Origin of the sequence: Streptosporangium sp. NPDC050855 (genome assembly GCF_044456585.1) — a bacterium.
Lineage (GTDB): Bacteria > Actinomycetota > Actinomycetes > Streptosporangiales > Streptosporangiaceae > Streptosporangium > Streptosporangium longisporum.
In genome coordinates this window covers 255,252-278,498 of the sequence record NZ_JBITFY010000002.1, presented here as the reverse complement: position 1 = coordinate 278,498, position 23,247 = coordinate 255,252, and the positions used below count along the sequence as shown (strand labels likewise).

Below are 23,247 nucleotides of genomic sequence, written 5' to 3'. Positions count from 1 at the left end.
CCGAGAGGGATCAGTCACGGCGCCTCACCAGGTGGAAGGAGAAGTCGGTCCCCCGGTGGTAGTCCTGCGAGTACAGCAGTGGCCGTCCCGCGCTGTCGTGGTGGGTCTGGGTCAGCAGCAGCCAGGCGCCACCGGCCTCGGCGCCGCCGATGCGCCCGGCCTGCGCCTCGCCGAGGGTGACCGCCCGGACCTGGGCGACCGCGTAGGCGATGTCGTGCCCGTACTCGGTGAGCAGGCCGAACAGCGACCCGGTCCAGTCCACCTCGTCCAGGGGACGGCCGACCAGGGAGCGGGGGAACAGGTCGATCGAGTACAGCAGCGCGTCGTCGCGGTGCCGGCGCAGGCGCTCCAGCCGCACGACGGTCTCGCCGGGCGGCAGCTGCAGCAGCTCGCGCTGGTGACGGCTCGGCTCGGCCGCGGCGACGTCCAGGACGGTGTTGTCGGCGGTGTGCCCCCGGCTGGCCAGCATCTCCGTCACGCCCTCCAGGCGGGTGAGCGGCCGGTCCAGGCTGGGCTGGGAGGTGAGGTAGCGGCCGTCGCCGTGGCGCGCCTGGATGAGGCCCTCCTGCTCCAGGAGCTTGAGCGCCTCCCTGATGCTGGTGCGGCCCACGTCGAACAGGGCGATGAGCTCGTTCTCCGAGGGCAGCCTGTCCCCGGCGCGCAACCCCTGCTCGACGATCAGGGCCCGGATCCGGTCGCGCACCTGCACCGCCAGGGTGGGCTGTCGTCGTGTCACCTGGGTCTCTCCTGCCCGTACGGGCCGTGGAACGGTGCGACGCCGAGCTCCGAGGCGGACGGGTAGCTGGGAGCGCAGAAGCGGCGGGTGACCGAGACCGCCGCCACCCGGCAGCCGAGCCGGACCCCCTGCGCCAGGCTCGCGCCGGCGCGCAGGGCGGCCGCCAGGGCACCGGTGAAGGCGTCACCCGCACCGGTCGTGTCCACGGCGTCCACGACGGGTGCGCCGATCAGCATAGTGCCGTGATCGTCGACCACCTCGGCGCCGTGCTCCCCCCGGGTGACGATCACGGTACGGCCCCTGGTCCGGGAGCGCAGGCCCTCCACCGGCCCGGCGCGAGCGCCCGGCGTCCCCCCGGCCAGGACGGACAGCTCGGACAGCTCGCCCTCGTTGAGCACCAGCACGTCGGCCCGGCCGAGCAGGTCCCGCCCGGTGCCGCCGAGGAACGCCGCGGCCGGGCTGGGGTTGAGCACCAGGCGCACCCCGGGCGGGGCCGCGGCCGCCGCCGCGGCCGACGTCTCCACCGGGATCTCGCCCTGCAGCACGAGCACCGAGCCGGGTGGCAGGCCCGCGGCCGTGGCGGCGGCCCGGGACGCCGGGAGCAGGTTCGCCGCCCCCGGCCACGTCATGACGATCTGCCGGCCGGCGCCGTCGACGTAGACGAAGCTGCGCCCGGTCGCGGTGCCGCCGGCCGTGGCGCAGTCGCCGACCTCGACGCCGTCGGCCCGCAGCGCGGCCAGCGCCGCCGGCCCGTCGGCGTCGTCCCCCAGGCAGCCGACGAAGCGGGTGGGGGCGCCCAGCCGGGCGGACGCGACCGCGACGTTCGCCGCCTTGCCGCCGTGCGCGGTGGCGTAGTCGAAGGCGTCGACGCTCTCCCCGGTCGCCGGCAGGCGGTCGCCGAACATGTACAGGTCCAGGGTGTACGCGCCGACGGCGAGCACGGTCATCCGTCGAGGCCCAGCGCGCAGGGCGCGATGCTGCCGGCGTCCACGGTGACGCGCACGTCGGGGTGGCGGTGGGCGAGGGTGACCGGGAGCATCACGTCGGGTTCGGTGGTCAGCAGCAGGACCCGCACGATGTAGCGCTTCCAGGCGCCCCCGTCGGTGATGAGGTGCAGCCTGCGGGCCGAGAGGATCTCCGCCATCCCCAGGGTGACGGCCATGCGCGGGATGGCCTGCGTGTAGCCGCCGGTCACCCGGTGGGAGTGGGCCACGATCGTGTCCTCCAGCAGCGGGACGATCCGCGTGGTGGAGGCGGCGAACTCCTCGACGCCGTAGTCGTGCCAGCGGGTCGCCGGCGGCTCGTTGAAGGCCAGGTGCCCCCGGTAGCCGAAGCCCGCGAAACAGGTGTCGGCCCCTCCCTCGCGCCGCAGGCGCTCGGCGTAGGCGTCGGGGTCGAACACGTCGGGGTAGACGACGTTCCCGGGGTGGGGCCGCAGTTCCGGGTCGAGCAGCCGGTAGAGGTTGCGGTCGCAGTAGCCGCGGAAGCTGAAGGGGTGGGACGGGTCCACGGGCCGGCCCTGCCAGTCGAGGAACTCGTCCATGTGGAAGGCGAACACGTCGCCCCAGCCGATGCGCTCCTCGTTGCAGATGCGCGCGAGGATCGGGTACTGCGCCTTGGGACCCACGGGCAGGATCCAGCGGGTGGGCTCCCCGCGCCGGTTGTTCTCCCGCAGCTCGTCGGCCATCTCCCGGGCCAGCCGGTGGTAGAGGACGGTGGTGTCCGGGTGCACGGTCAGGGGGTGGCGGGCGATCGCGACGAGGTCCTCCACGGGCATGGACAGGTGCTCGTCGGTGAGGTCGCCGCAGGTGCGGGGATAGGGGTAGGCGTCGCGCGGCGCGCCGGCGGTGGGCATGTCACTCCTTGTCGCGGGGACTCGTCGACCGTGTCGCGAGGGTCGCGGGGGTCGCCGAGGTCACCGAGGTCGCTGGGGTCGCGGGGATCGCTGGGGTCGCGGGGGTCGCGGGGGTCGCTGGGGGGCTCGTCACAGGGGGTCGGGCAGCAGGAACCGGGACAGGACGTTTCGGGTGATCCGCCTGATGTCGCCGTCGCGGCAGGCGAGGCTGGCGATCCAGTTGACGGATCCGACGGAGAACACCGCGCCGCCGCCGTCGAGCCGGCGCAGGGTCATGTCGGCACGGACGGTCTCCTGGCCCGGCGAGGAGTCCTCCGACGCGGCCAGGTAGTGGTGGCTGTGCCCGCCCGCGGACGTCGCGAGCACCAGGGTGCCGGGCGGGGTGCCCAGCTCCGGCGCGGCGCGGTCGATCTCGTCCCCGGCGGCGCCGCCGAGCGCCAGCCCGTAGCGGCCCACGGTGTCGGTCTCGACACCGGCGAAGACCCAGGCCGCCTCGTCGAGGCGGCTGTCGGGCAGGCGCGTGTAGCCGGGGGCCGGGCCCCACCCCTGGGCTGCGAAGCCGACGCCGAGCAGTCCCTGCGGGGGCAGGCCCAGGTGGCGCCAGAGCCCGCCGGGCTGCCCGGTGGAGGTGAGGACGTCCTCGCCCGGCTCGTTGTCCCACCAGTCGCCCGAGCCCCGGCGGCGGACCTCGATGGCGTGCGGGTGGCGGGGATCGACGCCGGTCGCCCAGTAGAACCCGTTCCCGCCGAGGTACATCAGCCGCCCGCCACCGGACACGTACGCGCTGACGGCGTCGCGCTCGGGCGCGCTGACGTACTCGGGGTGGCTGCCGGTCAGCACGACGCGGTAGCCCGCCAGCAGCGCGGCCCCGCCCGCGTGCACGTCCTCGTCGGCCAGCACGTCGAAGGCGAACCCCTCCGACCGCAGCCAGCGCAGGAGCAGGATGTCGGCGGAGAAGTGCCGGGGAGCCCCCGTCATCCACCAGCGGTAGTCGGCGGTGTGGTTCAGCACCGGGCGGAGCCGGGAGGAGTGGTGGACGGCACCGCCCTCTCGCCTGCTGTCGTACAGGGACAGTCCCAGCTCCCGGTGGGCGTTGAGGTAGACGTCCGTGGGGGAGAGCGTGATGGGCCGGGCGGTCACCCGCGAGTAGTCCCCGAAGTACTCGGCCTCGCTGGACTGGCGGTGGTTGGCGTAGGCCAGGTAGGTGAACGTGGGCAGGACCACCGCGATCGGGCGGTCCGCCGTTTCCCGTGGCGTCTCCGCGGGGCGGACGATCAGCGGGACGACGAAGGACCGCCCCGGGCCGCGCAGCCGGATGCCGAGCACGGTGGAGGCCGTGTCGGCGGGGACGGTCACCGTGCACGTCTCCGGCCAGCCCGCGTCGTCCAGGTCCTCGGGGGAGAACTGGACGGCGGTGCGGGCGGCTGTCTCCCCGGCGCCCGCCCCCGGGCCGACCAGCCCCATGAGCGGCCTGTTGACGGCGCGCGCGTGCCGGCCGTTCCCGCTGAGGTCGGGGACCAGGGGGGCGCCCGGATCGGCCGAGACGTCCCACAGGGCCACGAGGTCCGCCCCGGTGTGCTCGATCAGGCCGGACGCCGTGGTCAGGCCGAGCAGGGGTACGCAACCGGCCCCGGTGAGCGGGCCGCGCGTCAGCAGCGGCAGGGCGACGCGCCCCAGATAGGGGTCGTCCCCGTCCTGGCCGGCCCCGATCCGGAGGACCCCGGCCGTGGCCGGCGAGGGCGGCGGGGGCGGGGCCGCCCCGCGCGCACCGACCCCGGTCACGCCGCCGTCCTCCACCGGCCCGTCCTTCACCGACCCGTCCCGCGTCGGTCCGTCGTGTGCCGATCCGTCCCGCGCGAGCCCGCCCCGTGTCGATCCGTCCCGGGCGGGTTCGTCCCGTGTCGATCCGTCCCGCGCGGGGTCGTCGCCGACGGTCAGGTGGACGACGGTCCCGGACGGCGTCGTCTCCCAGGCCGCCACGAGCAGGGACCACGACCCCCGCCGGACGGGGCCGGGCAGGCGGGCCCGTACCCGGCCCGAGGGCGTGCCGGCGCTCACCTCGGGCCGGCCCTCCTCGTCCAGGACGAGGAGCAGCCGCCAGTCCCCGGCGCTCAGATCCGCCACGACCTGGCGCGGGCCGAGACGGTGAGGACGGACCCACAGCGCGAGCCCTCCGTCGGCGGGCACCGGTACGGAGGTCGCCTCCAGGTGGGAACCGGTCCTGATCCGCCGCGGCTCGACGGCGACCCGCGTGGCCGGGGTGAGGACGGCCTCGTCCACGAGGTCCACGAGGTCCACGAGGTCGACGGCCACGGTCCCCGGCGCGCCGGAGGCGTACACGCTCACCTGCCGTCCGGGGGGGACCGACCAGCTGTCGGCGTACGCCATCAGGCGGGGTTCCTGCTCCGTTGCCATGCGCTCAGGTCTCTCCTCGCCGGTAGGGGAGGCCGGCGTAGGTCGGCATCCGCAGTCGTTGGGCGACCGTGACCAGCACCAGCAGGGTGACCAGGTACGGCGTGGCGTAGATGAGCTGGGTGGGGATCGCGTCGGTGGTCCGGAAGACCGCGAAGGCGGCCACCCCGGCCAGGGCCAGGGCCGCGGCCGTCCGCGGGCGCCGGCGCAGCACGACGAGGGCCGCCGTCCACGCCAGCACGGCGGCGAGCAGCAGCAGCACGTGCACGGCGGTCGCCTGGCGCAGCTGCAGGGCGTCGGCGTACCCGAACAGCAGGGCTCCGCCGGCCGTTCCGCCCGGCCGCCAGTTGCCGAAGATCATGGCCGCGAGCCCGATGAAGCCCCGGCCGCCGGTCTGGCCCTCCCGGTAGACGTTGGAGGAGACGGTGACCAGGTAGGACCCGGCGAGCCCGGCCAGCGCCCCGGACACCAGCACCCCGCAGTACCGCATCCGGTGGACCGGGACCCCGAGCGAGTCCGCCGCGGCGGGATGCTCGCCGGCCGAGCGCAGGCGCAGCCCGAAGGCGGTGTACCAGAGCACCACGACGCTGCCCAGCACCAGCGCGACGGCGAGCACGGTGAGCCAGGAGACCTCGTGCAGGAGCCCGCGCAGGATGCCCGCGGCGTCGGACACCAGGAACCACCGGGTCCGTTCCAGGTCGCCGAGCAGGTCCGGCGTGCCGGCGCCGCCCGCCAGGAACGGCACGCTGACGGTGTCGATCACCCCCCTGACCGGCGGCGACTGGGTGGCCCCTGCCCCGGGCAGGCCGCTGAAGGCGATGACCGACAGGAAGCGCGCGACCCCCAGCGCCAGGATGTTGATGGCGATGCCGCAGACCGCCTGGTCCACCCCGAACGTCACGGTGGCCACGGCGTGCAGCAGGCCCGCGGCGACGCCGCCCAGCGCACCGGCCAGCACCCCGGCCCAGACGCCGTGGGTGTACCCGGCCCAGGCCCCGCACACGGTCCCGATGATCATCATGCCCTCGATGCCGAGGTTGGCGACGCCCGCGCGCTCGCTCCACAGGCCGCTCAGACCGGCGAGGCCGATGGGGACCGCCAGGCGGAGCGCGGCGTTCACGACGCCGGACCCGGTGAGGGCGTCGGTCCCGGTGAGGACCCGCACCGCCGACGCCGCGACCAGGACGGCGACCACGGCGAGCACCCACCCCCGGCGCCACCACGGCCGAGGGGTCCGCGAACTCCGGGGGCTGCGCGAGCTCCACCAGGCCCGCGAGCCCCACGAGCCCTGGGGGCTCCGCGCGGTCTGGGATGTCGTCGCGCTCACGAGGCCTGTCCCACCGGCTCGGAGGCGACGGTCCGGGCGGTCTCCTCACGTACCAGCCGGGCGGTGCGCCTGCGCTCCACGCGGCGCACCACCTCGTAGGCGACCACGACGCTGATCACGATGACGCCCTGCATGATCGTGACGATCTCCTTGGGGATGCCCTGGATGTCCAGGATCAGTGCGGATCGCTCCAGGAAGCCGAAGAGCAGGGCCGACAGCGCGATGCCGACGGGGGTGTTGCGGCCGAGCAGGGCCACGGCGATGCCGGTGTAGCCCGCGCCCGAGGGGAAGTCCAGGCCGTAGCGGTAGGTGTTGCCCAGCAGGTCCGGCAGCCCGGCCAGCCCGGCGAGTCCGCCGGAGACGAGCATCGTGACGATGATCATGCGGCGCGGGTCGATGCCGTGGGCGCGGGCCGCAGCCGGGTTCAGCCCGCTGATCCTCAGGTCGTGGCCGTACAGCGTGCGGGTGAGCGTCCAGTGCACCGCCGCCCCGAACACCACCGCGCCCAGCACGGCCCCGCCCAGGTGCGCGCCCGCCGGGAGCGACAGCCCGAACGAGGCCAGCAGCCCGTCGAGCACGGGCAGCCGCGCCGACGGGGGCAGCTCGCGGGTCGATCCGGTGACGCTGTCGGCCGCGAACACCTCGGCCAGCAGGTAGGCGATGACGGCGGTGGCGACGTAGTTCAGCAGGAGCGTGGACAGCACCTCCGAGACCCCGCGCCACACCTTCAGCAGGGCGGCGATGCCCGCCCACACCGCGCCGGTGAGCACGGCCACCAGGCAGATGACGGCCAGGTGCAGCGGCGCGGGCAGGTCGAGGCTCGCGCCGGCCGCCGCGGCGAGCAGCGCCGCGATCCGGCACTGGCCCTCCACCCCGATGTTGAAGAGGTTCATGCGGAAGGTGAGCGCCACGGCCAGACCGGCGAAGAAGTAGATGGTCGACCGGTTGACCGCGGAGACCAGCGAGTCCGGCCGGACCCCGAACTCCAGCATCGTCAGGTACGTCGCCCCCGGCGAGGCGCCCACCGTGAGCAGCAGCGCGGTGGAGACCGTGAGCGCGATCAGCAGGGCCAGCGCCGGCGCGGCGAGCGTGCTCAGCGCCCCCCGGCCCGTCGCCCAGGCCGGCCTCACCGGGCCCCCGCCACCGGACCGGCCGGCTCCGGCTCGGTCCCGGTCATCAGCCGGCCGAGCCGCTGCGGGGTCAGCTCGGCGGCGGGCACGGCGGCGCTCAGCCGTCCGCGCAGCATGACCTGTACGCGGTCGCACAGGCCGAGCACCTCGTCGAGGTCGGCGCTGACCAGCAGGATCGCCAGGCCGTCGTCCCTGGCGTCGCGCAGCAGCTCCCAAATGACGGCCTGGGCGCCGACGTCCACGCCGCGGGTGGGATGGGCGGCCAGCAGCACCGCGGGCCGGCCGCTGAGCTCCCTGCCGACGACCAGCTTCTGCTGGTTGCCCCCGGACAGCGCGGCGGCCGGCACGTCTACCGAGGGCGCCTTGATGTCGAGCCGGGCGATGAGCTCGCGGGTGAGGTCCCTGGCCGCCTTCCGGTCGACCCGCCACCGGCCGCGGCGGCGCAGGTCCTCGCTGCCGAGCATGACGTTCTCCCACAGCGTGGCGGGCAGCGCCAGCGCCTGGCGGTGGCGGTCCTCCGGGATGCACGCCAGCCCCAGCCGCCGCCGCTGCCGCGTGTCCAGCCGGGTGACGTCCCGCTCCGCGAGGTGCAGCGAGCCCGCGGAGATCTCCCGTACCCCCGTGATCGCGTCGATGAGCTCGGACTGCCCGTTGCCCTGGACCCCGGCGACGCCCAGGATCTCCCCGCGGGCCACCTCCAGGTTCGCCTCGACGACGGGACCGGCCCGCAGGCCGCGCGAGCGCAGGGCCACCGGCCCGCCCCCGGTACGGTCGCGCGTCGCGGGCGCGGGCAGCTCGCCCCCGATGATGAGCCGGGACAGGCGGCGCGGGTCGGCCTCCGAGGTCGCGAAGTCCCCCACCGAGGTGCCGGCCCGGATGACCGTGACGTGGTCGGATACGGCGAGCACCTCGTCGAGCTTGTGGGAGATGAAGATGACGGCCAGTCCCCGCGCGCGCAGCCCGGCCAGGCTGTCGAACAGGGCCCGCACCTCGTCGGGCACGAGCACCGCGGTGGGCTCGTCGAGGATCAGGACGCGCGCGCCCCGGTAGAGGACCTTGAGGATCTCGACGCGCTGCCGCTGCCCCACCCCCAGGTGCTCGACGGTGACGTCGGGATCGACGTCGAGGCCGTAGCGCTCGCTCACCTCCTCCAGGGCCCGCCTGCCGGAGCGCCGGTCCAGCAGGCCCCACCGCGAGGTCTCGGCCCCCAGGATCACGTTCTCCAGGACGGTGAGGTTCTCGGCGAGCATGAAGTGCTGGTGGACCATGCCGATGCCGGCCGCGATGGCGTCGGCGGGCGAGCGCAGCCGGACCGGCTCGCCGGAGAGGAGCAGCTCGCCTCCGTCGGGCTGCTCCTCTCCGTAGAGGATCCTCATCAGCGTGGACTTGCCGGCCCCGTTCTCGCCCACCACGGCGTGGACCTGACCGGGACGGACGACCAGGTTCATGTTGCGGTTGGCCACGACGCCCGGGTAGCGCTTGCTGATGTGGCGGAGTTCGACGAGCGGGGACCTTCCGGGTTCGGACGGCGGGCGAGGGGGCGGGGTGCGGGGGGATGGGGTGTGGGGGGACAACGCGCCTCCGGGGATCGCGCCGGCGACCGGGCCACCGGCGCGGGTGGATCGGTCAGAGGGTGGCGGGTACGTCGATCTCGCCCGCGACGATCTGCTCGCGCAGCTCCTCCAGGCGCGGCCGGACGTCGCTGAGGCCGCCGCCGCTGGTGGCGTAGGACACCCCCTTCTCCTTGAGCCCGAACTCGCGCACCCCGTAGACCGGCTTGCCCGCCGCGGCCTCCTGGATGGTGCGCAGCACCGCGACGTCGAGCTCCTTGGTGGCGCTGGTGAGGATCACGTCGGCCAGCGCGGGGTCCACGGTCGCGCGCTGGTCCACGTCGACCCCGATGGCCTGCTTGCCCGCCGCCTTGGCCGCCTGGAAGACGCCGAGCCCGGAGGCGCCCGCGGCGTGGTAGACGATGTCGGCGCCGCCGTCGTACATGCCGCGGGCCGCCTCCTGGGCCTTGTCCGGCGAGGAGAACCCGCTGAAGTCGGGCGGCTGGCTGATGAAGACGCTGGAGATGTCGATCTTGGGATTGATCTTCCTGGCGCCGGCCGCGTACCCGGCGATGAAGCTCTCCTGGGGCGGGGTCTGCACGCCCCCGACGAAGCCGATCCGCCCGGTGGCCGACTTCAGGGCCGCGGCCGCTCCGACCAGGTAGCTCGCCTCCTCCTCCCTGAAGGCCACGTTGGTGACGTTGGGCAGCTTCACCGACGCGTCGTCGATGATGACGAACTGGGTGCGGGGGAAGGCCGGCGCGACCTTCGTCAGGGGCTGGGCGTAGAAGAAGCCGACGGCCAGGACGGGGTTGTGGCCCGTCTCGGCCAGCAGGCGCAGGACCTCCTCCAGGTCCGACCCGGCCGCGTTGGGGCTGAGTTCCTTGACCTTCACGCCGAGTTCGGCCTTGGCCCGGTCCAGCCCGGCGCCGACCGAGTCGTTGAAGGACTTGTCGCCACGGCCGCCCCGGCTGTAGGCGACCCCGACCGTGACGGCCGAGGTGGCGGCGCCGTCCCCGCCGGAGGGCGGGTTCGCGGCGCTGCCGTTCCCCGCGGTCGAGCAGGCCGCGAGTGAGCAGATCACCAGGCAGGTGACGAGGAGCCGGACGGCGAGTGGTCGGGGCATGGCGCACCTCTCGGATCGAGCGCCCGCGCCTGGCACGGCCCGGGGTCCACCTCCGTGAGCCGGGTGCGGCCGGTGGGGCCTCGGCTCCGGTGAACCCATGATGGACACCGGTCAGACAAGCGTCAATACTCATCAGACAAGTGCCGCCGGATGCCGGGGGCCGGCCCGTTCACCCGTGGCCCGGTCATCCGCGGCCGTTCGCCCGTGGCTCGATCATCCGTGGCCCGGTCATCCGCGGCCGGTCAGCCGCTCCAGCCACCTGGCGACCCCGTCCTCGTCGTTGGACGCCGTCACCTCGTCGGCCGAGGCGAGCACCGCCGGGTGGGCGTTCGCGACGGCCACCGCCGTTCCCGCCCAGGTCAGCATGGGAAGGTCGTTCGGCATGTCGCCGAACGCGATCACGTCGACGGTGCCGAACCCGAGCCGCCCGGCCATCGCCTCCAGGGCGGCCGCCTTGGTGACGCCGGCGCGCATCACCTCGCAGAACACGTCCGCCGAGATGGTGACCTCGCATCCGGTCAGCAGGTGGCGCACGCTGTCGTGGTAGTGGCGGGCGTTCCCCTCCAGCTGCACCATGAGCTTGCCGACGTTGTGCCGGTCGAGCCCGTCCTCCAGGCGGGGCACCCGCCGCGCGCTCCGCGACAGGGGTTCGGGCAGGCCGAAGGAGTCCTCCAGCACCAGCTCCAGCCGGCACTCCGCGCCCAGGCGGACCCCGGGGAACCGGTCGCGCAGGACCTTCAGCGCCTCGGCGACGTGCTCCTCGGCCAGCGGGTGGTAGTCGACCACCTCGTCCCGGACGAAGTCGAAGGTGATGGAGCCGTTCCCGCAGACCGCGACGGGCGTGCCGCCGAGCGCCACGGCCACGTGCCGGGTGTCGCGCACCGGCCGTGCCGTCGCGACGACGAACACGTGCCCGTCCCGCTGCACGCGGTGCACCGCCACGCGGGTGCGCTCCGACACCAGGCCGGCGGAGTCCAGCAGCGTCCCGTCGAGGTCGCACACGATCATCCGGCGTCTCACGGCGTGCCGTCTCCTTCGTGGCCGGCGCGACGCGCGCGACGGGGAGCGGCCGGCGGGGAGGCGACCCCCGGCCGCCCCGGGGCGTGGTGGTACGGGCGCGTCATGCGCGTCTCCGTTCGTCTGGTCGTGACCGGACGGGGGCGTGACGCGGGTCGCCCCGGCCCCCGTGCCGTCATGTGATCACACGAGGGTCCCCGGGGCCGGGTGATCCGCCCCGCGGGTCGTCCCGCCCGGACGTCGCCACCCTGCCGACCCGCGACTCCATGACGTCGAGGGCCCCGGCCGCCAGGACCGCGTCGACGGTCTCGGCCAGGTGCCGCCGGGGCACCAGTGCCTGGACGACGACCAGGTCCCCCTCGCCCTCCCGGCCCCCCGCGCCGGCGTCGTCACCGGTCAGGCCGGTGCCCGCCCGCCAGGAGGGGCCCGGCATCGCCGACGCCACGCGCGGCAGGTCGCGCGCCGGGACGCGCGCCGTCAGCAGCACGCGTGCCGCCCCCGCGTGGACGGAGTCCAGCAGCCGCGCGACCTTCTGGATCGTGACGCGCTTGTCCGTGTCGCGCCAGGCGTTCGGGCCCGCGACGAGATGCGGCGCGCACGTCCTGAGGGTGTCGATGATCCTCAGGTCGTTGTGCCGGAGCGCGGAGTCGCCCCCGGTGACGTCGATGACGGCGTCGGCGAGTTCGGGGATCTTGGCCTCGGTGGCGCCGTAGGAGTGGACGATCTCGGCGGGCAGTCCCAGGCTCCGGAAGAACCGGCGGCCGATGTTCGGGTACTCGGTGGCGACGCGCACCCCGGGCGGCAGCTCGCGGGCGTTCCCGGCCGGATGGCCGGTCGGGACGGCGAGCACCACCCGCCAGGGCCGGTCCGTCCCCGTGCAGGCGGTGAACGCCCTCACGGGCTCGACCTTGGCGCCGGTCTCCTCGATCCACTCGGTGCCGGTCAGGCCGAAGTCGAAGGCCCCGCTCTCGACGACCAGCGGTATCTCGCGCGGCCGGTAGAAGGCGACCTGGATCCGGCCGTCGTAGTCGATGCCCGCCCGGTAGCTGCGGTCGGAGGCTCTGCGCACGTCGAGGCCGGCCGCCGCGAAGAGGTCCAGGGTCCGCCGCTCCAGCGGGGATCCCTTGGGCAGCGCGAGCGAAACCATGCAGTCCTCCCAGGCGTGCGGCGACGGTCGTACCGGTGACGGGGGTTCGGGGAGGCCGCCCGGGTCCCGGCCGTGAGGTTCCGAAGCCCCGTGGCGACCCCGTGGCGGCCCCGCGGCACCCCGTGGTGCCGCACGCCGGGCCGCCCTCGTCGTACCGGGTCCCGGCGAGGTCGTCCGTGACCGCGGACCGCCCGTCACCGTGATCCGGTCTGCGCCCCGGTAAGCGTCCCCGCGGCGCGAGGGCGGCGGCAAGTGAACCATGGAGGTGGCCGATGGTTCACGTCACGACCCGCGACGGCACCCGGCCGCGGCGCCGGAAACGATCGTCCGCCGAGCTCGCCGATATGCCCGCGCCGGAAAAGCGGGCCGCGGCCATAGGGGGCCGTGATCCGGCCGGTTGACGGACCCCAGGCCGTTGGATAACGTGCTTGAACGGTAAAGAAATATATATCCACGCTAATCCGTATTGTTTATGAGGGGCCGTAACCGGAGTCGTATATCGTCCACCGGCCAGGGGCCGGCGAGGTTCCCGCAAGGGCCGGAAATATGAAGGCGTGCGGCCGTCGCGCGCCGTCGGCGCACGGAGCCCTGCCGTACGGCCCGGCGCGCTCCCCATGCCCTGACAATGCCGGGACCGTTCTTTCCGGCCCGGCGTGGAATGCGTTCTTCGCGGATCCAGGAGAAAGGGCCGTGCGATGGATGCCAGCGTGACGGAGGCCGGAGATCCCTTTCCGGGCACCCCTTCCCGCCGACGGGCCGGAAAGGGCGGCCCGCGCCGCTCCGGGCTCTGTGTCCTCTGGCTCGCCGAGGACGACGTCTCCTATCACGGGCTCCCGCTACTGCTCATGAAGGTGCCGGCCGTGGCCGAGGCCGCGGTCGGGCGGAACGCGGCGGAGGCCCGGGCGCTGCTCGCGGAACGGCGTTTCGACGTGGCGGTGGCACCCCTGGACGCGCTGCCGGAGATCCTGGCCGCGAGCCCCGCCGGAAGGCGCCCGACGATGCTGGCCGTCCTGCGACAGGAGCGGGTCCGGCCCGTCCCGTCCCTCGCCGACGGCTACCTGACGCCCGGAGAGATCAGCGTCGCGGGGCTGTCCGCCACCTTCGAGCGGGTGCTCCGCGGTGACCCGATCGGCCCTCCCACCAGGCCCGATCCGTCCGGCGCGTCCGCGGTGCCCGGCCTTTCCCGCCCGTCCGCCGTGCCCGGCCCGCCCGTCCCGGCCGTTCCTGCCGGGGGGACGCGCGGTCCGGTGAACGGCGGCGAGCGCGGTGCGCCCGGTCCGGGAACGCGCCCGATCGGGAGGTTGACCGAGCGCGAGCGCGCCGTGCTGGCCCTCCTGCTGGAGGGGATGAGCAATCACCAGATCGCCCGCGCCATGGGGATATCCATCCACGGCGTCAAGCGTCACGTCTCGAACCTGCTGGTGAAGTTCGGCTGCTCCAACCGGACGGAGGTGGCCCTGGCCGCGGAGCGGCTGGGGAGCGGGCTCGCGCGGTGAGGAACCGTCCCCGAGGACCCGGAGGAGGCACCGGCGACGGCGCGCCGTGCCCGGTTCCGGCCCGCCGCGCGCGGTCATTATCATCCGGAGTTAATTCCGTTCCATGCCGGGAAATGTTTTCTCCGAAATCGATCCGCGACTCCTTGACTGCTCCGGTGAAAGGGCTAGCCTCGAACAAGGATGGCCGACGACAAAAGGAGCGACATTGGACGTCCCCCCGATGGAACTCAGTGGCCGCGTTCCCTCCATAAGACTGAACGAACTCGAGGCGGACATGAACTCCGCCGCCGAGGACATCGGCGCGCAGTTGACCGGTTGGGGCTTCATGGCCGCAGAGGTCCCCGGTATCGGTGAACGCGTCGCAGGCATGATGAACGAATTCGCGTCGGCCTGCGCGTCGACCGAACCGAGCCTGTCCGATTATCGGTACGAATCCGTTCCGCAGTTGTCCGCAGGTGGGACGCACGGATTCTTTCCGTACCATTCGGAGATTCCCCGCCTGGCCAACGGCGTGGCCGACCCCAAGGAGTTCATTCACGTCAGCGGGGCGATGATCTCGGATCAGCCGCCCGGGGCCGCGGACGTCCTGCGCGCCTTCCCGAGGTTCGGGGCCGCCGCCACCGAGGTGTTCGACGTCGCGTTCAGGCTGATCTCGCTCTTCGGCGAGGTCGTCCGCGGCATGATGCCGCCCGGGACGCCGGAGCTGGACCTCTCGCGTGACGCGACCAACCTGCGGGTGATCAACTACAGGGACGTGGGCGACCGCCAGGTGCTGGCGCACGAGCACTCGGGCATCCAGATGCTCGGTCTCCAGCTCCCCCCGTCCGACCAGGGCCTGCAGTACGTCCTGCACGACGGCACCTGGGTCGAGCCGGTCATCGCCGGGACCGACGTGGTCCTGTGCAACATCGGCCGGATGCTCTGGAGCGCGTCCGATGAGCGCTTCCGGCCGTCGACGCACCGCGTGCACACCAAGCCCATGCCCCCCGGCTACCGGCGCCTGTCGTCGGTGCTGTTCGCCTACCCGCCGCACAAGGCCCGGCAGTGGAAGATGGTCGACGGCGAGCTGACGATGCTGGACGCGACGTGGGGGGACTTCATCGAGAACAGGTTCAAGGGCCTGGGCAAGGAGTCGCCGCAGACCTGAGCGCCCCGCGCCACCCGCGGGCCCGCCCCGTCCGGAGCCCGTGGGAGCCGTGAACGTCGCGGAGCCCGCCTCCCCGGGGAGGCGGGCTCCGTCGTTCTTCGCCCCGGGTCCTGCCGCGGCCGGGGACGACGCGCGGGGGGTGTTGTTTCGGCGGAGGTCTACCGGGGAGGGGGAGAACGGGCCGGTAGCGGCCCGTGAATCTCTAGTTCGGGGAGTCGTCGGATGAAGGTGAAGGACAAGGTCGTCGTCGTCACCGGCGCGTCGAGCGGTATCGGGCGGGCGACCGCCCTGGCGTTCGCGGCCGAGGGGGCCTCGGTGGTGCTGGCCGCACGGCGCGAGGGCGTGCTCAAGGAGGTCGCCGAGGAGTGCGAGGCCACCGGCGGGCGGGCCCTGGTGGTGCCGACCGACGTGACCGACGAGCAGGCCGTACGGGAACTGGCGCGGCTGGCGGCCGAGCGGTTCGGGCGCATCGACGTCTGGGTGAACTGCGCCGCGGTGACCGTCTTCGGGCCGTTCAGCGACGTGCCGCTGGAGGACTTCCGCCGGGTGATGGACGTCAACGTGATGGGGTACGTGCACGGCGCCAGGGCGGCCCTGCCCTACCTGCGGGCACAGGGCGCCGGGGTGCTGGTGAACGTGGCGTCGATCGTCGGCGTGGTGGCCCAGCCCTACACGCACGCGTACACGATGTCGAAGTTCGCGGTCCGCGCCCTGGGGGCCAGCCTGCGGCAGGAACTGGCGCTGGAGGGCGCCAAGAAGATCGACGTGTGCACGGTGATGCCCGCGACCATCGACACTCCGCTGTTCGAGCACGCGGCCAACTACACCGGGCGCAAGCCGGTGGCGATGCCGCCGGTGTACACGCCGCAGCGGGTCGCGAAGGCGATCGTCAAGGTGGTGCGGTCCCCGCGCAGGGAGGTCGTCGTCGGCCCGGCCGGGCGCGCCATGGTGCGGCAGGCCAAGAAGGCCCCCGGCCGCACCGAGCGGGCGATGGCCACCCAGGTCGACCGTACCCACCTGTCGCGCAGGAAGCGCGCCGCCGACACGCACGGCAACCTGCACGAGCCGATCCCGGGGCCGGGAGCGGTGACCGGGGGCTGGCACGGCGGGCGCAAGACCGCGGTACGCCGGATCGCCGTGGCGGCGACCCTGGCCGGAGCGGCCGTGGGCGCGCGGCGTCTGCTGACGACGAGGTGACGGGCGAGCAGCCGGCCGGCCGGTCACCGGCCGGCCGGCGGCCGTCCCGACGGCGGGCGACCGGCTGGCAGGAGCACGAGGTCACCGCCGTGGCGGGCGTCCCGGTGCACGCCGCCGTGCTGGGGCCCGCCTCCGCGCCGGAGATGGTGCTCGTGCACGGTCTCGGCTGCTCGCACCGCTACTTCCTGCCCCTGGCCCGGTGCCTGGCACCGGAGTCGCGGGCGGTCGCCGTCGACCTGCCCGGATTCGGCCGTACGCCCGGCCCGCGCGAGCCGCTGGACATCCGCGGCCTGTCGCGGGTGCTGGCCGGATGGCTGCGTGCCACCGGGCGCGGTGGCACGCCGCTGGTGGCCAACTCGGTCGGCTGCCAGGTCGTCGTCGACATGGCGGTGCACGCCCCCGAGCTGCTGGGGCCGGTGACCCTCATCGGCCCCACCATGGACGCCGGCGCGCGCTCCGCGTGGCGGCAGGCGGCGCGGCTGGCGGGGAACACGGCGTTCGAACGGCCCGGCCTGGTGCCGGTGCTGGGCCGCGACTACCTCGTCTGCGGCCCGCGCCGCTACTTCGCCACGCTGGACGCCGCCCTGGCCGACCCGATCGAGGACAAGCTGGGCCACGTGCACGTCCCCGCCATGGTGGTGCGCGGGGAGCGGGACCTCATCGCGCCACGGGAGTGGTCGCGGAGGGTCGCCGCCCTGCTCCCCCGGGGAGAGCTGACCGAGGTGCCCGGAGCCGGGCACACCCTCAACTACAGCGCGCCCGCCGAGGTGGCCCGGATCATCCGGGCCGCCCCCGCCCTCGGCTGAGACGACCTACGGCCGGGACGGCCGGATGTCCCGGGGGCCGCCGGGCGGGTCGGCGACCTCGGCGGGAAGCCCGAACAGCGGGAAGACCTCCGGGTCCAGGAACGCGACGACCTCGGCGACCTTCGTGCCGCGCAGGGTGAGCACGTCGAGCCCGCCGGCGACGTAGGCGGCCCTGTCCTCGTCCCACATGTAGGTGCCGAACGCGATCTGCCCGTTGGAATGCGCCGGCAGGAAGCGCCACCGCCTGGCCAGCGGCCCCTCCAGCAGGAAGGCCCTGACGGCCTCGTGTCCCGCGTACCATTCGGCCAGCGGCGGCATCGCGTACCTGGCGTCGTCGGTCAGCATGGCCACGATGGCGTCGACGTCACCGGCCTCCCACGCGCCGGCGTAGTCCTCGGCCAGCCGCCTGACCCTCTCCTCGCCCAGCGACCGCAGGGTCTCCTGCTGGCCGGTGGCGGGGAGCCGGGAGTCCAGGAACGCGCGGGCGCGCTGCATCGCGCTGTTGACCGACGCGACCGTGCTCTCCAGCAGGTCCGCCACCTCGCGCGCGGAGAACCCGAGGACCTCCCGCAGGACCAGCACGGCCCGCTGGCGGCCCGGCAGGTGCTGGAGCGCGGCGACGAAGGCCAGCTCCACCGCCTCGCGCTCCAGGTAGCGGGCCTCCGGGCCCAGCCGCGCGTCGGGGTAGGGCTCGATCCATGCGATCTCGGCGAGCGGCGCGGAGCCGGGGCCGAGGTCGGCGGGCAGCTCGCGGCGGCCCCGCTGCTCGATCAGCGTCAGGCAGCGGTTGGTCGCGATCCGGTACAGCCACGGCCGGATCGAGCCGCGGTCCTCGAACCGCCCCAGGCTCCGCCAGGCGCGTACCAGCGTCTCCTGGAGCGCGTCCTCGGCGTCGTGCACCGCCCCGAGCATCCGGTAGCAGTGCGCCTGCAGCTCGGCGCGGAACGGGTCGACCAGGCGCCCGAAGGCGTCGGGGTCACCCGCCCTCGCCGCCTCCAGCAGCCGTGCGGCGTCGGTCCCGCCGGTCGTCCCGATCTCGCTCATCTCGGGGAGAACCCTACGCGAGCGCGGACGGCCGCCGCCGCGGGGCCCGCACGTCGCGGGACCCCGCGGCGGGGACGGTCACCCGTCCCGCGGGAGACCTCGCGGGGGACGGGCGGTCGTCAGGCGCCCGTCACTCACCGGCCAGGCCGGTGTGGGCGACGCCGCGGACGATCTGGCGCTGGAAGAGAACGAAGATCACGAGCAGTGGCAGGCCGGCCAGGACCACCGAGGCCATGATCTGCGCGTACCGGACGCCGAAGGTGCCCTGCACCACGTTGGCCAGCCCCACCGGCAGGGTCATCGTGTTCGGGTCGGTGGAGACCAGGAACGGCCACAGGAAGTTGTTCCAGGTGGTGATGAACGTGAAGATCGACACCGCGGCGAGCACCGGGCGGGAGAGCGGGAGCACGATCGTGAAGAACACCCGCCAGCGCCCCGCCCCGTCGACGAACGCGGCCTGCTCCAGCTCCGGCGGCACCCCCTGGAAGAACTTGTAGAGGATGTAGACGATGACCGGCGCCGCGACCTGCGGCAGGATGACGCCCCACCAGGTGTCGACCAGGCCGAGCGCCACCATCTCGGCGAACAGCGGGGCGATCAGCACCTGCGGGGGCACCATGATCCCCGCGAGGATCGCCGCGAGCAGCACCCGCTGCCCCCGGAACGGGATCCGCGCGAAGCCGTACGCGGCCATCGCCGAGAACAGCACGGTCATGAACGTCACGGCGACCGCGATGACGGTGGAGTTGATCGCCCACTTCACGATGCCGCCGGTGCCCAGGACCAGGGCGTAGGCGTCCAGGGTCACCTCCTCGCCGAACCAGCGCAGCGGGATCGCGGTGGTGTCGGCCTCGGGCTTGAGGGAGGTGGCGACCGCCCAGGCGACGGGGACGAGCCAGAGCAGGGCGAGCAGTGCGGTGATCACCAGCAGGACGAGCTGTCCCGGGCTGAGGCGTCTGGTCATCGGCGGGACTCCTCGCGCTTGCGGAACAGCCGGAGCTGCACCAGGGAGACGATCACGATCAGGACGAAGAGGATGTAGGACACGGCCGAGGCGTAGCCGATGCGGTAGCCGGTGAAGCCCATGTCGTAGGCGTACTCGATGATCGGGCGGGTGGAGTCGTCCGGGCCGCCGCCGGTCATCAGGTAGATCTGGTCGAAGACCTTGAGCGAGGCCAGCAGCTGCAGCACCACGATGAGGCCGGTGGTGCGGCGGAGCATCGGCAGCGTGATCGAGCGCAGCTTGTCCCAGGCCGAGGCGCCGTCGATGGAGGCGGCCTCGTACAGATGCTCGGGGATGCTCTGCAGCGCGGCCAGGTAGAGCAGGAAGTTGAAGCCGACCGTCCACCACACGGTGGTCAGCACGACCGACCACATCGCCATGCCCGGGTCGCCGAGCCACAGCACGTCGGTGCCGAGGGCGTTGTTCAGCAGGCCGAAGCTCGGCTGGTAGATCATGTGCATCCACAGCAGCGACACCACCGCCGAGGGCAGCAGGAACGGGGCGAAGAACGACAACCGCCACAGCCACCGCATGAAGCGCAGGTTGTGCACCAGCAGGGCCAGGGCCAGCCCCAGCACGACCAGCGGGATCGTGCTCAGCACGGTGAAGCGCAGCGTGTTCCACAGCGCGTTCCACATCCGGGGGTCGCCGAACGCCTCGGCGTAGTTGGCGAACCCGACGAACCGGTCGTTGGACCCGGCGACGTTGACGCTGGTCAGGCTCATCCGCAGGCCCTGTATCAGCGGCCAGACCAGGAAGGCCAGATAGATGATCAGGAAGGGCGCGACGAACAGCAGCCCGTGCTGGGTCCAGCGGTGACCCGCCCGGGCCGCCGCGACCGGCGCGGCGGTGGCGGGAGCGGTGACGGTGGTCGTCATCGGGGCTCCTCGGGGAAGGGGTTCGGGGCGGCCATCAGGCGGCGCAAGGCGTCCTTGGCCACGGCCAGGCCCTGCTCGGGCGTGCGCGCTCCGCTGATCACCGTGGAGAACGCCCCGCCGAACTCGATCCACAACCGGGAGGCCGACCCGGCGAACCAGACCTGCGGGTCGAGCGCCACGTCGGTGATGACCGAGCGGTACTCCGACTGCGGGTTCAGGGCGAGGTACTCGGGTTTCTCCAGCGCCGGCAGGTACGCCGGGACGTGACCGGCGACCGCCCAGTCGGCGCTGCTCTTCACCAGGGAGGCGATGAACCGGTAGGTCGCCCGTTCGACCTCGGGGTCGCGGTCGCGCTGGTGGGGCACCACGAAGACGTGGCAGTCGGCCTGCGCCGAGTGACCGCCCAGCACCGACGGGAAGCGCGCCATGCTGAACGGCATCTTCGCCAGCTTGAAGGTGGTGGTCTCCCAGTCGCCGTTCCACAGGAAGGCCGCGGTGCCGCTCTGGAAGGCGGCGACCGACGCGGCGTAGTCGAGGGTGGTGTCACACAGGCCCTCCTCGCCGAGCGTGCGCATGAAGGCCAGCGCCTCCAGCGCCTTGGCGTCGTCGATGGTGACCTGCGTGCCGTCCTGTGACAGCAGGGTGCCGCCGCTCTGCGGGTACAGCGACCACCAGACGCGCCAGGGGCCCACGGTGCCCAGGCCGAGCGCGTCGAAGACCAGCGGGGGCTTGCCGCCGAGCGCGTCCTTGGCCTTGCGCAGTGCCGTCAGCAGCTCGTCGGTGCCCTTGGTGGGGAGCAGTTTCCCGTCGCCGCCGAGCAGCCCGGCCTTGCCGCAGATGTCGGTGTTGTAGTACTGGACCATGGGGTGGGCGTCGAACGGCACCGCGTACAGCACGCCGTCGATGTGGGCGCGTTCCCAGATGGGCGGGCTGAAGTCCTCGGCGCGCAGGCCGTTCTCGGCGAGCAGGTCGAGGTTGATCGGGTCGAGGATCTGGCCGGGGCCGATGCCGGGCAGCCGGGCGAGGTGGAAGGTGGCGACGTCGGGGGAGCGGCCTCCCGAGCCCGCCATCGCGACCTTGGTGTAGTAGGGCTCGCCCCACTGCAGCACGTTCTCCTCGACGAACAGGTCGGGGTTCTCCTCGGCGAACGCGCCGACCATGCCGTTCATGATCACCCCGTCGCTCGCGCCGAGGAAGTGCCAGTACTTGACCCGGGTCCGCGAGGAGCCCAGGTCCACCGGGATGGAGCAGCCGGAGCCGAGGAGGCCGAGGGCGAGCGCGCCGCCCAGCAGGTTTCTCCGGCTGATGGGTGAGGGGGTCGGTGGAATGTCGTCCATTGCTGTCTCCAGGGGGACGGGGCCGCGCCTTCCCGACGGCGCGGCCGGACGGAGGTGTTTCCGCGTGCGTCGGCGGCCGGGGAGGTGACGGCGCGCCGGGACGGATCTGCTTCTGTGCGGGTGTGCCGGCGGCCGGTGGGAAGTGACGGCGCGCCGGGACGGGATCTGTTCCTGTGCGGGTGTGCCGGCGGCCGGTGGGAAGTGACGGCGCGCCGGGGCGGACTTACGGGCGGGTGAGGCGGACCGCGTTCCACGAGACGGGCGGCAGGGTGATCTCCAGCTTCCCGTCGCCGAGGCGGGCGTCGGGGTTGGCGCGGGGGACCACCGTGCCGGGGGCGTCGGCGGTGTTGCGGGCGTAGGGGTCGGGGCCGGCCAGCACCGTGGCCTCGGCGAGGTGCACCGGGCCGAGGGCGCGCAGGTCGGCCGTGAGGGTGAGCGGCCGGTCGGTCGAGCGGTTGACGGCGAACAGCGTGGTGTCGCCGGTCTCCTCGTCGTGGGTGGCGACGGCGTCGAGCGCGGTCACCTCGCCGAACCGGGCGGTCTCGTGCGAGGGGGAGTCGAACGGGACCCGCAGCACGTGGCCGGCCGCGTACCGGGAGGTCAGGGCGAAGGGGTGGAAGGTGGTCTGCCGCCAGGCCCTGCCGCCCGGCTCGGTCATGATCGGCGCGATCACGTTGACCAGCTGGGCCAGGCACGCGGAGGTCACCCGGTCGCTGTGCCGCAGCAGCGAGATGAGCAGGCCGCCGACGGTCACCGCGTCGGCCAGGTGGTAGTGGTCCTCCAGCAGCGGCGGGGCGACCGGCCAGTCCCGGGGCGGCTCGGCGTTCTGGAAGCGGGACAGGTACCAGACGTTCCACTCGTCGAAGGAGATGTCGATCCTCTTGGCGCTCTTGAGCCTGGCCCCCACGCTGTCGGCCGTCGCCGTCACCGCGTCGACGAAGCGGTCCATGTCCGTCGCCGAGGCCAGGAAGCTCGCCAGGTCGCCGTCGTGCTCCTCGTAGTAGGCGTGGCAGGAGATGAAGTCGACCACGTCGTAGGTCTCCTCCAGCACGGCCGCCTCCCAGGCGCCGAAGGTCGGCATGGAGGAGCCGGAGCTGCCGCAGGCGACGAGCTCCACGTCCGGGTCGATCATCCGCATCGCCCGGCCGGTCGCGGCGGCCAGCCGCCCGTACTCGCGGGCGTTCTTGTGGCCGATCTGCCAGGGGCCGTCCATCTCGTTGCCCAGGCACCACATCCGGATGCCGTGCGGCTCCTTGGCTCCGTTGGCGACCCGCAGGTCCGACAGGTGGGTGCCGGAGGGGAGGTTGCAGTACTCCAGCAGGTCCATCGCCTCGGCGACGCCCCGGGTGCCGAGGTTGACGGCCATCATCGGCTCGACCCCGGCCTTGCGGGCCCAGGCGACGAACTCGTCCAGGCCGAACGCGTTGGTTTCGGTGCTGTGCCAGGCCGGGTCGATCCGGCGGGGGCGGCGCTCGCGCGGGCCGACGCCGTCCTCCCAGCGGTAGCCGGACACGAAGTTCCCGCCGGGGTAGCGGGCCGTGGTGACGCCCAGCTCGCGGGTGAGCTCCAGGACGTCGCGCCGGAGGCCGTCCTCGTCGGCGGTGGGGTGGTCCGGCTCGTAGACGCCGGTGTAGACGCAGCGGCCGAGGTGCTCGACGAACGTCCCGAACGTGCGCCGGCTGACGGGGGCCACCCTGAACGCGGGATCGATGGTGAGGTACGCGGACGGCACGAAGATCTCCTCATGTGCGGGGGTGCGGGCCGGGCGGTGCGGAACCGTCCGGTTCACGGGTCGGCGGAGAGCGGAGGTCGCGGGTTGTTAGCGTTAACACAACGAAAGGTCGGCGACGGCTTTGAGCGAGTGTCAACGCTCCGGTAACGGTGAGTCAAGAGTGACGCATGTCAGGATTCGTCCGTCATCGCCTCTGGAGGCCGGTGCCGTCGGCGATCTCCCAGCTCACCGGGGGTGAGCCCCGCCTTCCGCCGGAATAAAATCGTTTTGAAGCGAGGGTGCGGGAGTGGCCGGGACGGGGCGATCC

19 protein-coding genes are annotated in these 23,247 nt (G+C 73.4%); 4 read left to right on the top strand and 15 right to left on the bottom strand.

Annotated features, from left to right (window positions below):
- Positions 1–10 precede the first annotated feature (10 nt).
- The 10 genes from ACIBCT_RS06410 to hisG form a co-directional block, all read right to left on the bottom strand.
- On the bottom strand, positions 11–736 hold the full coding sequence (locus ACIBCT_RS06410) for a GntR family transcriptional regulator (RefSeq protein WP_399186347.1): 726 nt from the start codon (positions 734–736) through the stop codon (positions 11–13).
- A complete protein-coding gene (locus ACIBCT_RS06405; RefSeq protein ID WP_399186346.1) occupies positions 733–1,683 on the bottom strand; it encodes a PfkB family carbohydrate kinase in 951 nt (316 codons plus the stop codon). Before ACIBCT_RS06405 ends, ACIBCT_RS06410 begins: the two co-directional genes overlap by 4 nt.
- Positions 1,680–2,591 carry a 6-phosphogluconolactonase gene (locus ACIBCT_RS06400; protein WP_399186345.1) on the bottom strand — a complete coding sequence of 304 codons (912 nt, stop codon included), beginning with the start codon at positions 2,589–2,591 and terminating at the stop codon, positions 1,680–1,682. Before ACIBCT_RS06400 ends, ACIBCT_RS06405 begins: the two co-directional genes overlap by 4 nt.
- Positions 2,592–2,720: 129 nt before the next feature.
- Positions 2,721–5,006 carry a N,N-dimethylformamidase beta subunit family domain-containing protein gene (locus ACIBCT_RS06395; protein WP_399186344.1) on the bottom strand — a complete coding sequence of 762 codons (2,286 nt, stop codon included), beginning with the start codon at positions 5,004–5,006 and terminating at the stop codon, positions 2,721–2,723.
- Positions 5,007–5,010: 4 nt separating this feature from the next.
- Positions 5,011–6,330, bottom strand: coding sequence for an ABC transporter permease (locus ACIBCT_RS06390; protein WP_399186343.1), 1,320 nt, complete (start codon positions 6,328–6,330; stop codon positions 5,011–5,013).
- Positions 6,327–7,460, bottom strand: coding sequence for an ABC transporter permease (locus ACIBCT_RS06385; RefSeq protein WP_344894493.1), 1,134 nt, complete (start codon positions 7,458–7,460; stop codon positions 6,327–6,329). Before ACIBCT_RS06385 ends, ACIBCT_RS06390 begins: the two co-directional genes overlap by 4 nt.
- Positions 7,457–8,923 carry an ABC transporter ATP-binding protein gene (locus ACIBCT_RS06380; protein ID WP_399186342.1) on the bottom strand — a complete coding sequence of 489 codons (1,467 nt, stop codon included), beginning with the start codon at positions 8,921–8,923 and terminating at the stop codon, positions 7,457–7,459. Before ACIBCT_RS06380 ends, ACIBCT_RS06385 begins: the two co-directional genes overlap by 4 nt.
- A 163-nt stretch (positions 8,924–9,086) precedes the next feature.
- Positions 9,087–10,136, bottom strand: coding sequence for a BMP family protein (locus ACIBCT_RS06375; protein WP_399186341.1), 1,050 nt, complete (start codon positions 10,134–10,136; stop codon positions 9,087–9,089).
- 228 nt (positions 10,137–10,364) lie between these two features.
- Positions 10,365–11,156, bottom strand: a complete 792-nt coding sequence (locus ACIBCT_RS06370) for an HAD family hydrolase (protein ID WP_399186340.1) — start codon at positions 11,154–11,156, stop codon at positions 10,365–10,367.
- Between the two features lie 172 nt (positions 11,157–11,328).
- Positions 11,329–12,300: an ATP phosphoribosyltransferase gene (gene hisG / locus ACIBCT_RS06365; RefSeq protein ID WP_399186339.1), complete on the bottom strand. Its 972-nt coding sequence runs from the start codon at positions 12,298–12,300 to the stop codon at positions 11,329–11,331.
- Between the two features lie 707 nt (positions 12,301–13,007).
- Between hisG and ACIBCT_RS06360 the strand changes: the two genes are divergently transcribed.
- The 4 genes from ACIBCT_RS06360 to ACIBCT_RS06345 all read left to right on the top strand — a co-directional run bounded on the left by ACIBCT_RS06360 (position 13,008) and on the right by ACIBCT_RS06345 (position 16,946).
- On the top strand, positions 13,008–13,796 hold the full coding sequence (locus ACIBCT_RS06360; RefSeq protein ID WP_399186338.1) for a response regulator transcription factor: 789 nt from the start codon (positions 13,008–13,010) through the stop codon (positions 13,794–13,796).
- Positions 13,797–14,307: 511 nt separating this feature from the next.
- Positions 14,308–14,943 carry a hypothetical protein gene (locus ACIBCT_RS06355; RefSeq protein WP_399186337.1) on the top strand — a complete coding sequence of 212 codons (636 nt, stop codon included), beginning with the start codon at positions 14,308–14,310 and terminating at the stop codon, positions 14,941–14,943.
- 222 nt (positions 14,944–15,165) lie between these two features.
- Entirely contained in the window at positions 15,166–16,140 is a 975-nt protein-coding gene (locus ACIBCT_RS06350; protein WP_344894514.1) for an SDR family oxidoreductase, read from the top strand.
- On the top strand, positions 16,137–16,946 hold the full coding sequence (locus ACIBCT_RS06345) for an alpha/beta fold hydrolase (RefSeq protein ID WP_399186336.1): 810 nt from the start codon (positions 16,137–16,139) through the stop codon (positions 16,944–16,946). Before ACIBCT_RS06350 ends, ACIBCT_RS06345 begins: the two co-directional genes overlap by 4 nt.
- Positions 16,947–16,952: 6 nt before the next feature.
- Here ACIBCT_RS06345 and ACIBCT_RS06340 read toward each other — a convergent pair whose 3' ends face one another.
- The 5 genes from ACIBCT_RS06340 to ACIBCT_RS06320 form a co-directional block, all read right to left on the bottom strand.
- Positions 16,953–17,990, bottom strand: coding sequence for a sigma-70 family RNA polymerase sigma factor (locus ACIBCT_RS06340; RefSeq protein WP_399186335.1), 1,038 nt, complete (start codon positions 17,988–17,990; stop codon positions 16,953–16,955).
- A gap of 130 nt (positions 17,991–18,120) precedes the next feature.
- Positions 18,121–18,954: a carbohydrate ABC transporter permease gene (locus tag ACIBCT_RS06335; RefSeq protein WP_399186334.1), complete on the bottom strand. Its 834-nt coding sequence runs from the start codon at positions 18,952–18,954 to the stop codon at positions 18,121–18,123.
- A complete protein-coding gene (locus ACIBCT_RS06330) occupies positions 18,951–19,871 on the bottom strand; it encodes a carbohydrate ABC transporter permease (protein WP_399186333.1) in 921 nt (306 codons plus the stop codon). Before ACIBCT_RS06330 ends, ACIBCT_RS06335 begins: the two co-directional genes overlap by 4 nt.
- Positions 19,868–21,208, bottom strand: coding sequence for an extracellular solute-binding protein (locus ACIBCT_RS06325; RefSeq protein WP_399186332.1), 1,341 nt, complete (start codon positions 21,206–21,208; stop codon positions 19,868–19,870). Before ACIBCT_RS06325 ends, ACIBCT_RS06330 begins: the two co-directional genes overlap by 4 nt.
- Positions 21,209–21,431: 223 nt before the next feature.
- Positions 21,432–22,940, bottom strand: coding sequence for an alpha-N-arabinofuranosidase (locus tag ACIBCT_RS06320; RefSeq protein ID WP_399186331.1), 1,509 nt, complete (start codon positions 22,938–22,940; stop codon positions 21,432–21,434).
- Positions 22,941–23,247 lie beyond the last annotated feature (307 nt).

What these genes read in the sequence shown, in the direction of transcription:
- ACIBCT_RS06330 (WP_399186333.1), bottom strand. Translation starts at nt 19,871, where the DNA reads ATGACGACCACCGTCACCGCTCCCGCCACCGCCGCGCCGGTCGCGGCG.
- ACIBCT_RS06325 (WP_399186332.1), bottom strand. Translation starts at nt 21,208, where the DNA reads ATGGACGACATTCCACCGACCCCCTCACCCATCAGCCGGAGAAACCTG.
- ACIBCT_RS06400 (WP_399186345.1), bottom strand. Translation starts at nt 2,591, where the DNA reads ATGCCCACCGCCGGCGCGCCGCGCGACGCCTACCCCTATCCCCGCACC.
- ACIBCT_RS06350 (WP_344894514.1), top strand. Translation starts at nt 15,166, where the DNA reads ATGAAGGTGAAGGACAAGGTCGTCGTCGTCACCGGCGCGTCGAGCGGT.
- hisG (WP_399186339.1), bottom strand. Translation starts at nt 12,300, where the DNA reads ATGGTTTCGCTCGCGCTGCCCAAGGGATCCCCGCTGGAGCGGCGGACC.
- ACIBCT_RS06375 (WP_399186341.1), bottom strand. Translation starts at nt 10,136, where the DNA reads ATGCCCCGACCACTCGCCGTCCGGCTCCTCGTCACCTGCCTGGTGATC.
- ACIBCT_RS06395 (WP_399186344.1), bottom strand. Translation starts at nt 5,006, where the DNA reads ATGGCAACGGAGCAGGAACCCCGCCTGATGGCGTACGCCGACAGCTGG.
- ACIBCT_RS06340 (WP_399186335.1), bottom strand. Translation starts at nt 17,990, where the DNA reads ATGAGCGAGATCGGGACGACCGGCGGGACCGACGCCGCACGGCTGCTG.
- ACIBCT_RS06405 (WP_399186346.1), bottom strand. Translation starts at nt 1,683, where the DNA reads ATGACCGTGCTCGCCGTCGGCGCGTACACCCTGGACCTGTACATGTTC.
- ACIBCT_RS06335 (WP_399186334.1), bottom strand. Translation starts at nt 18,954, where the DNA reads ATGACCAGACGCCTCAGCCCGGGACAGCTCGTCCTGCTGGTGATCACC.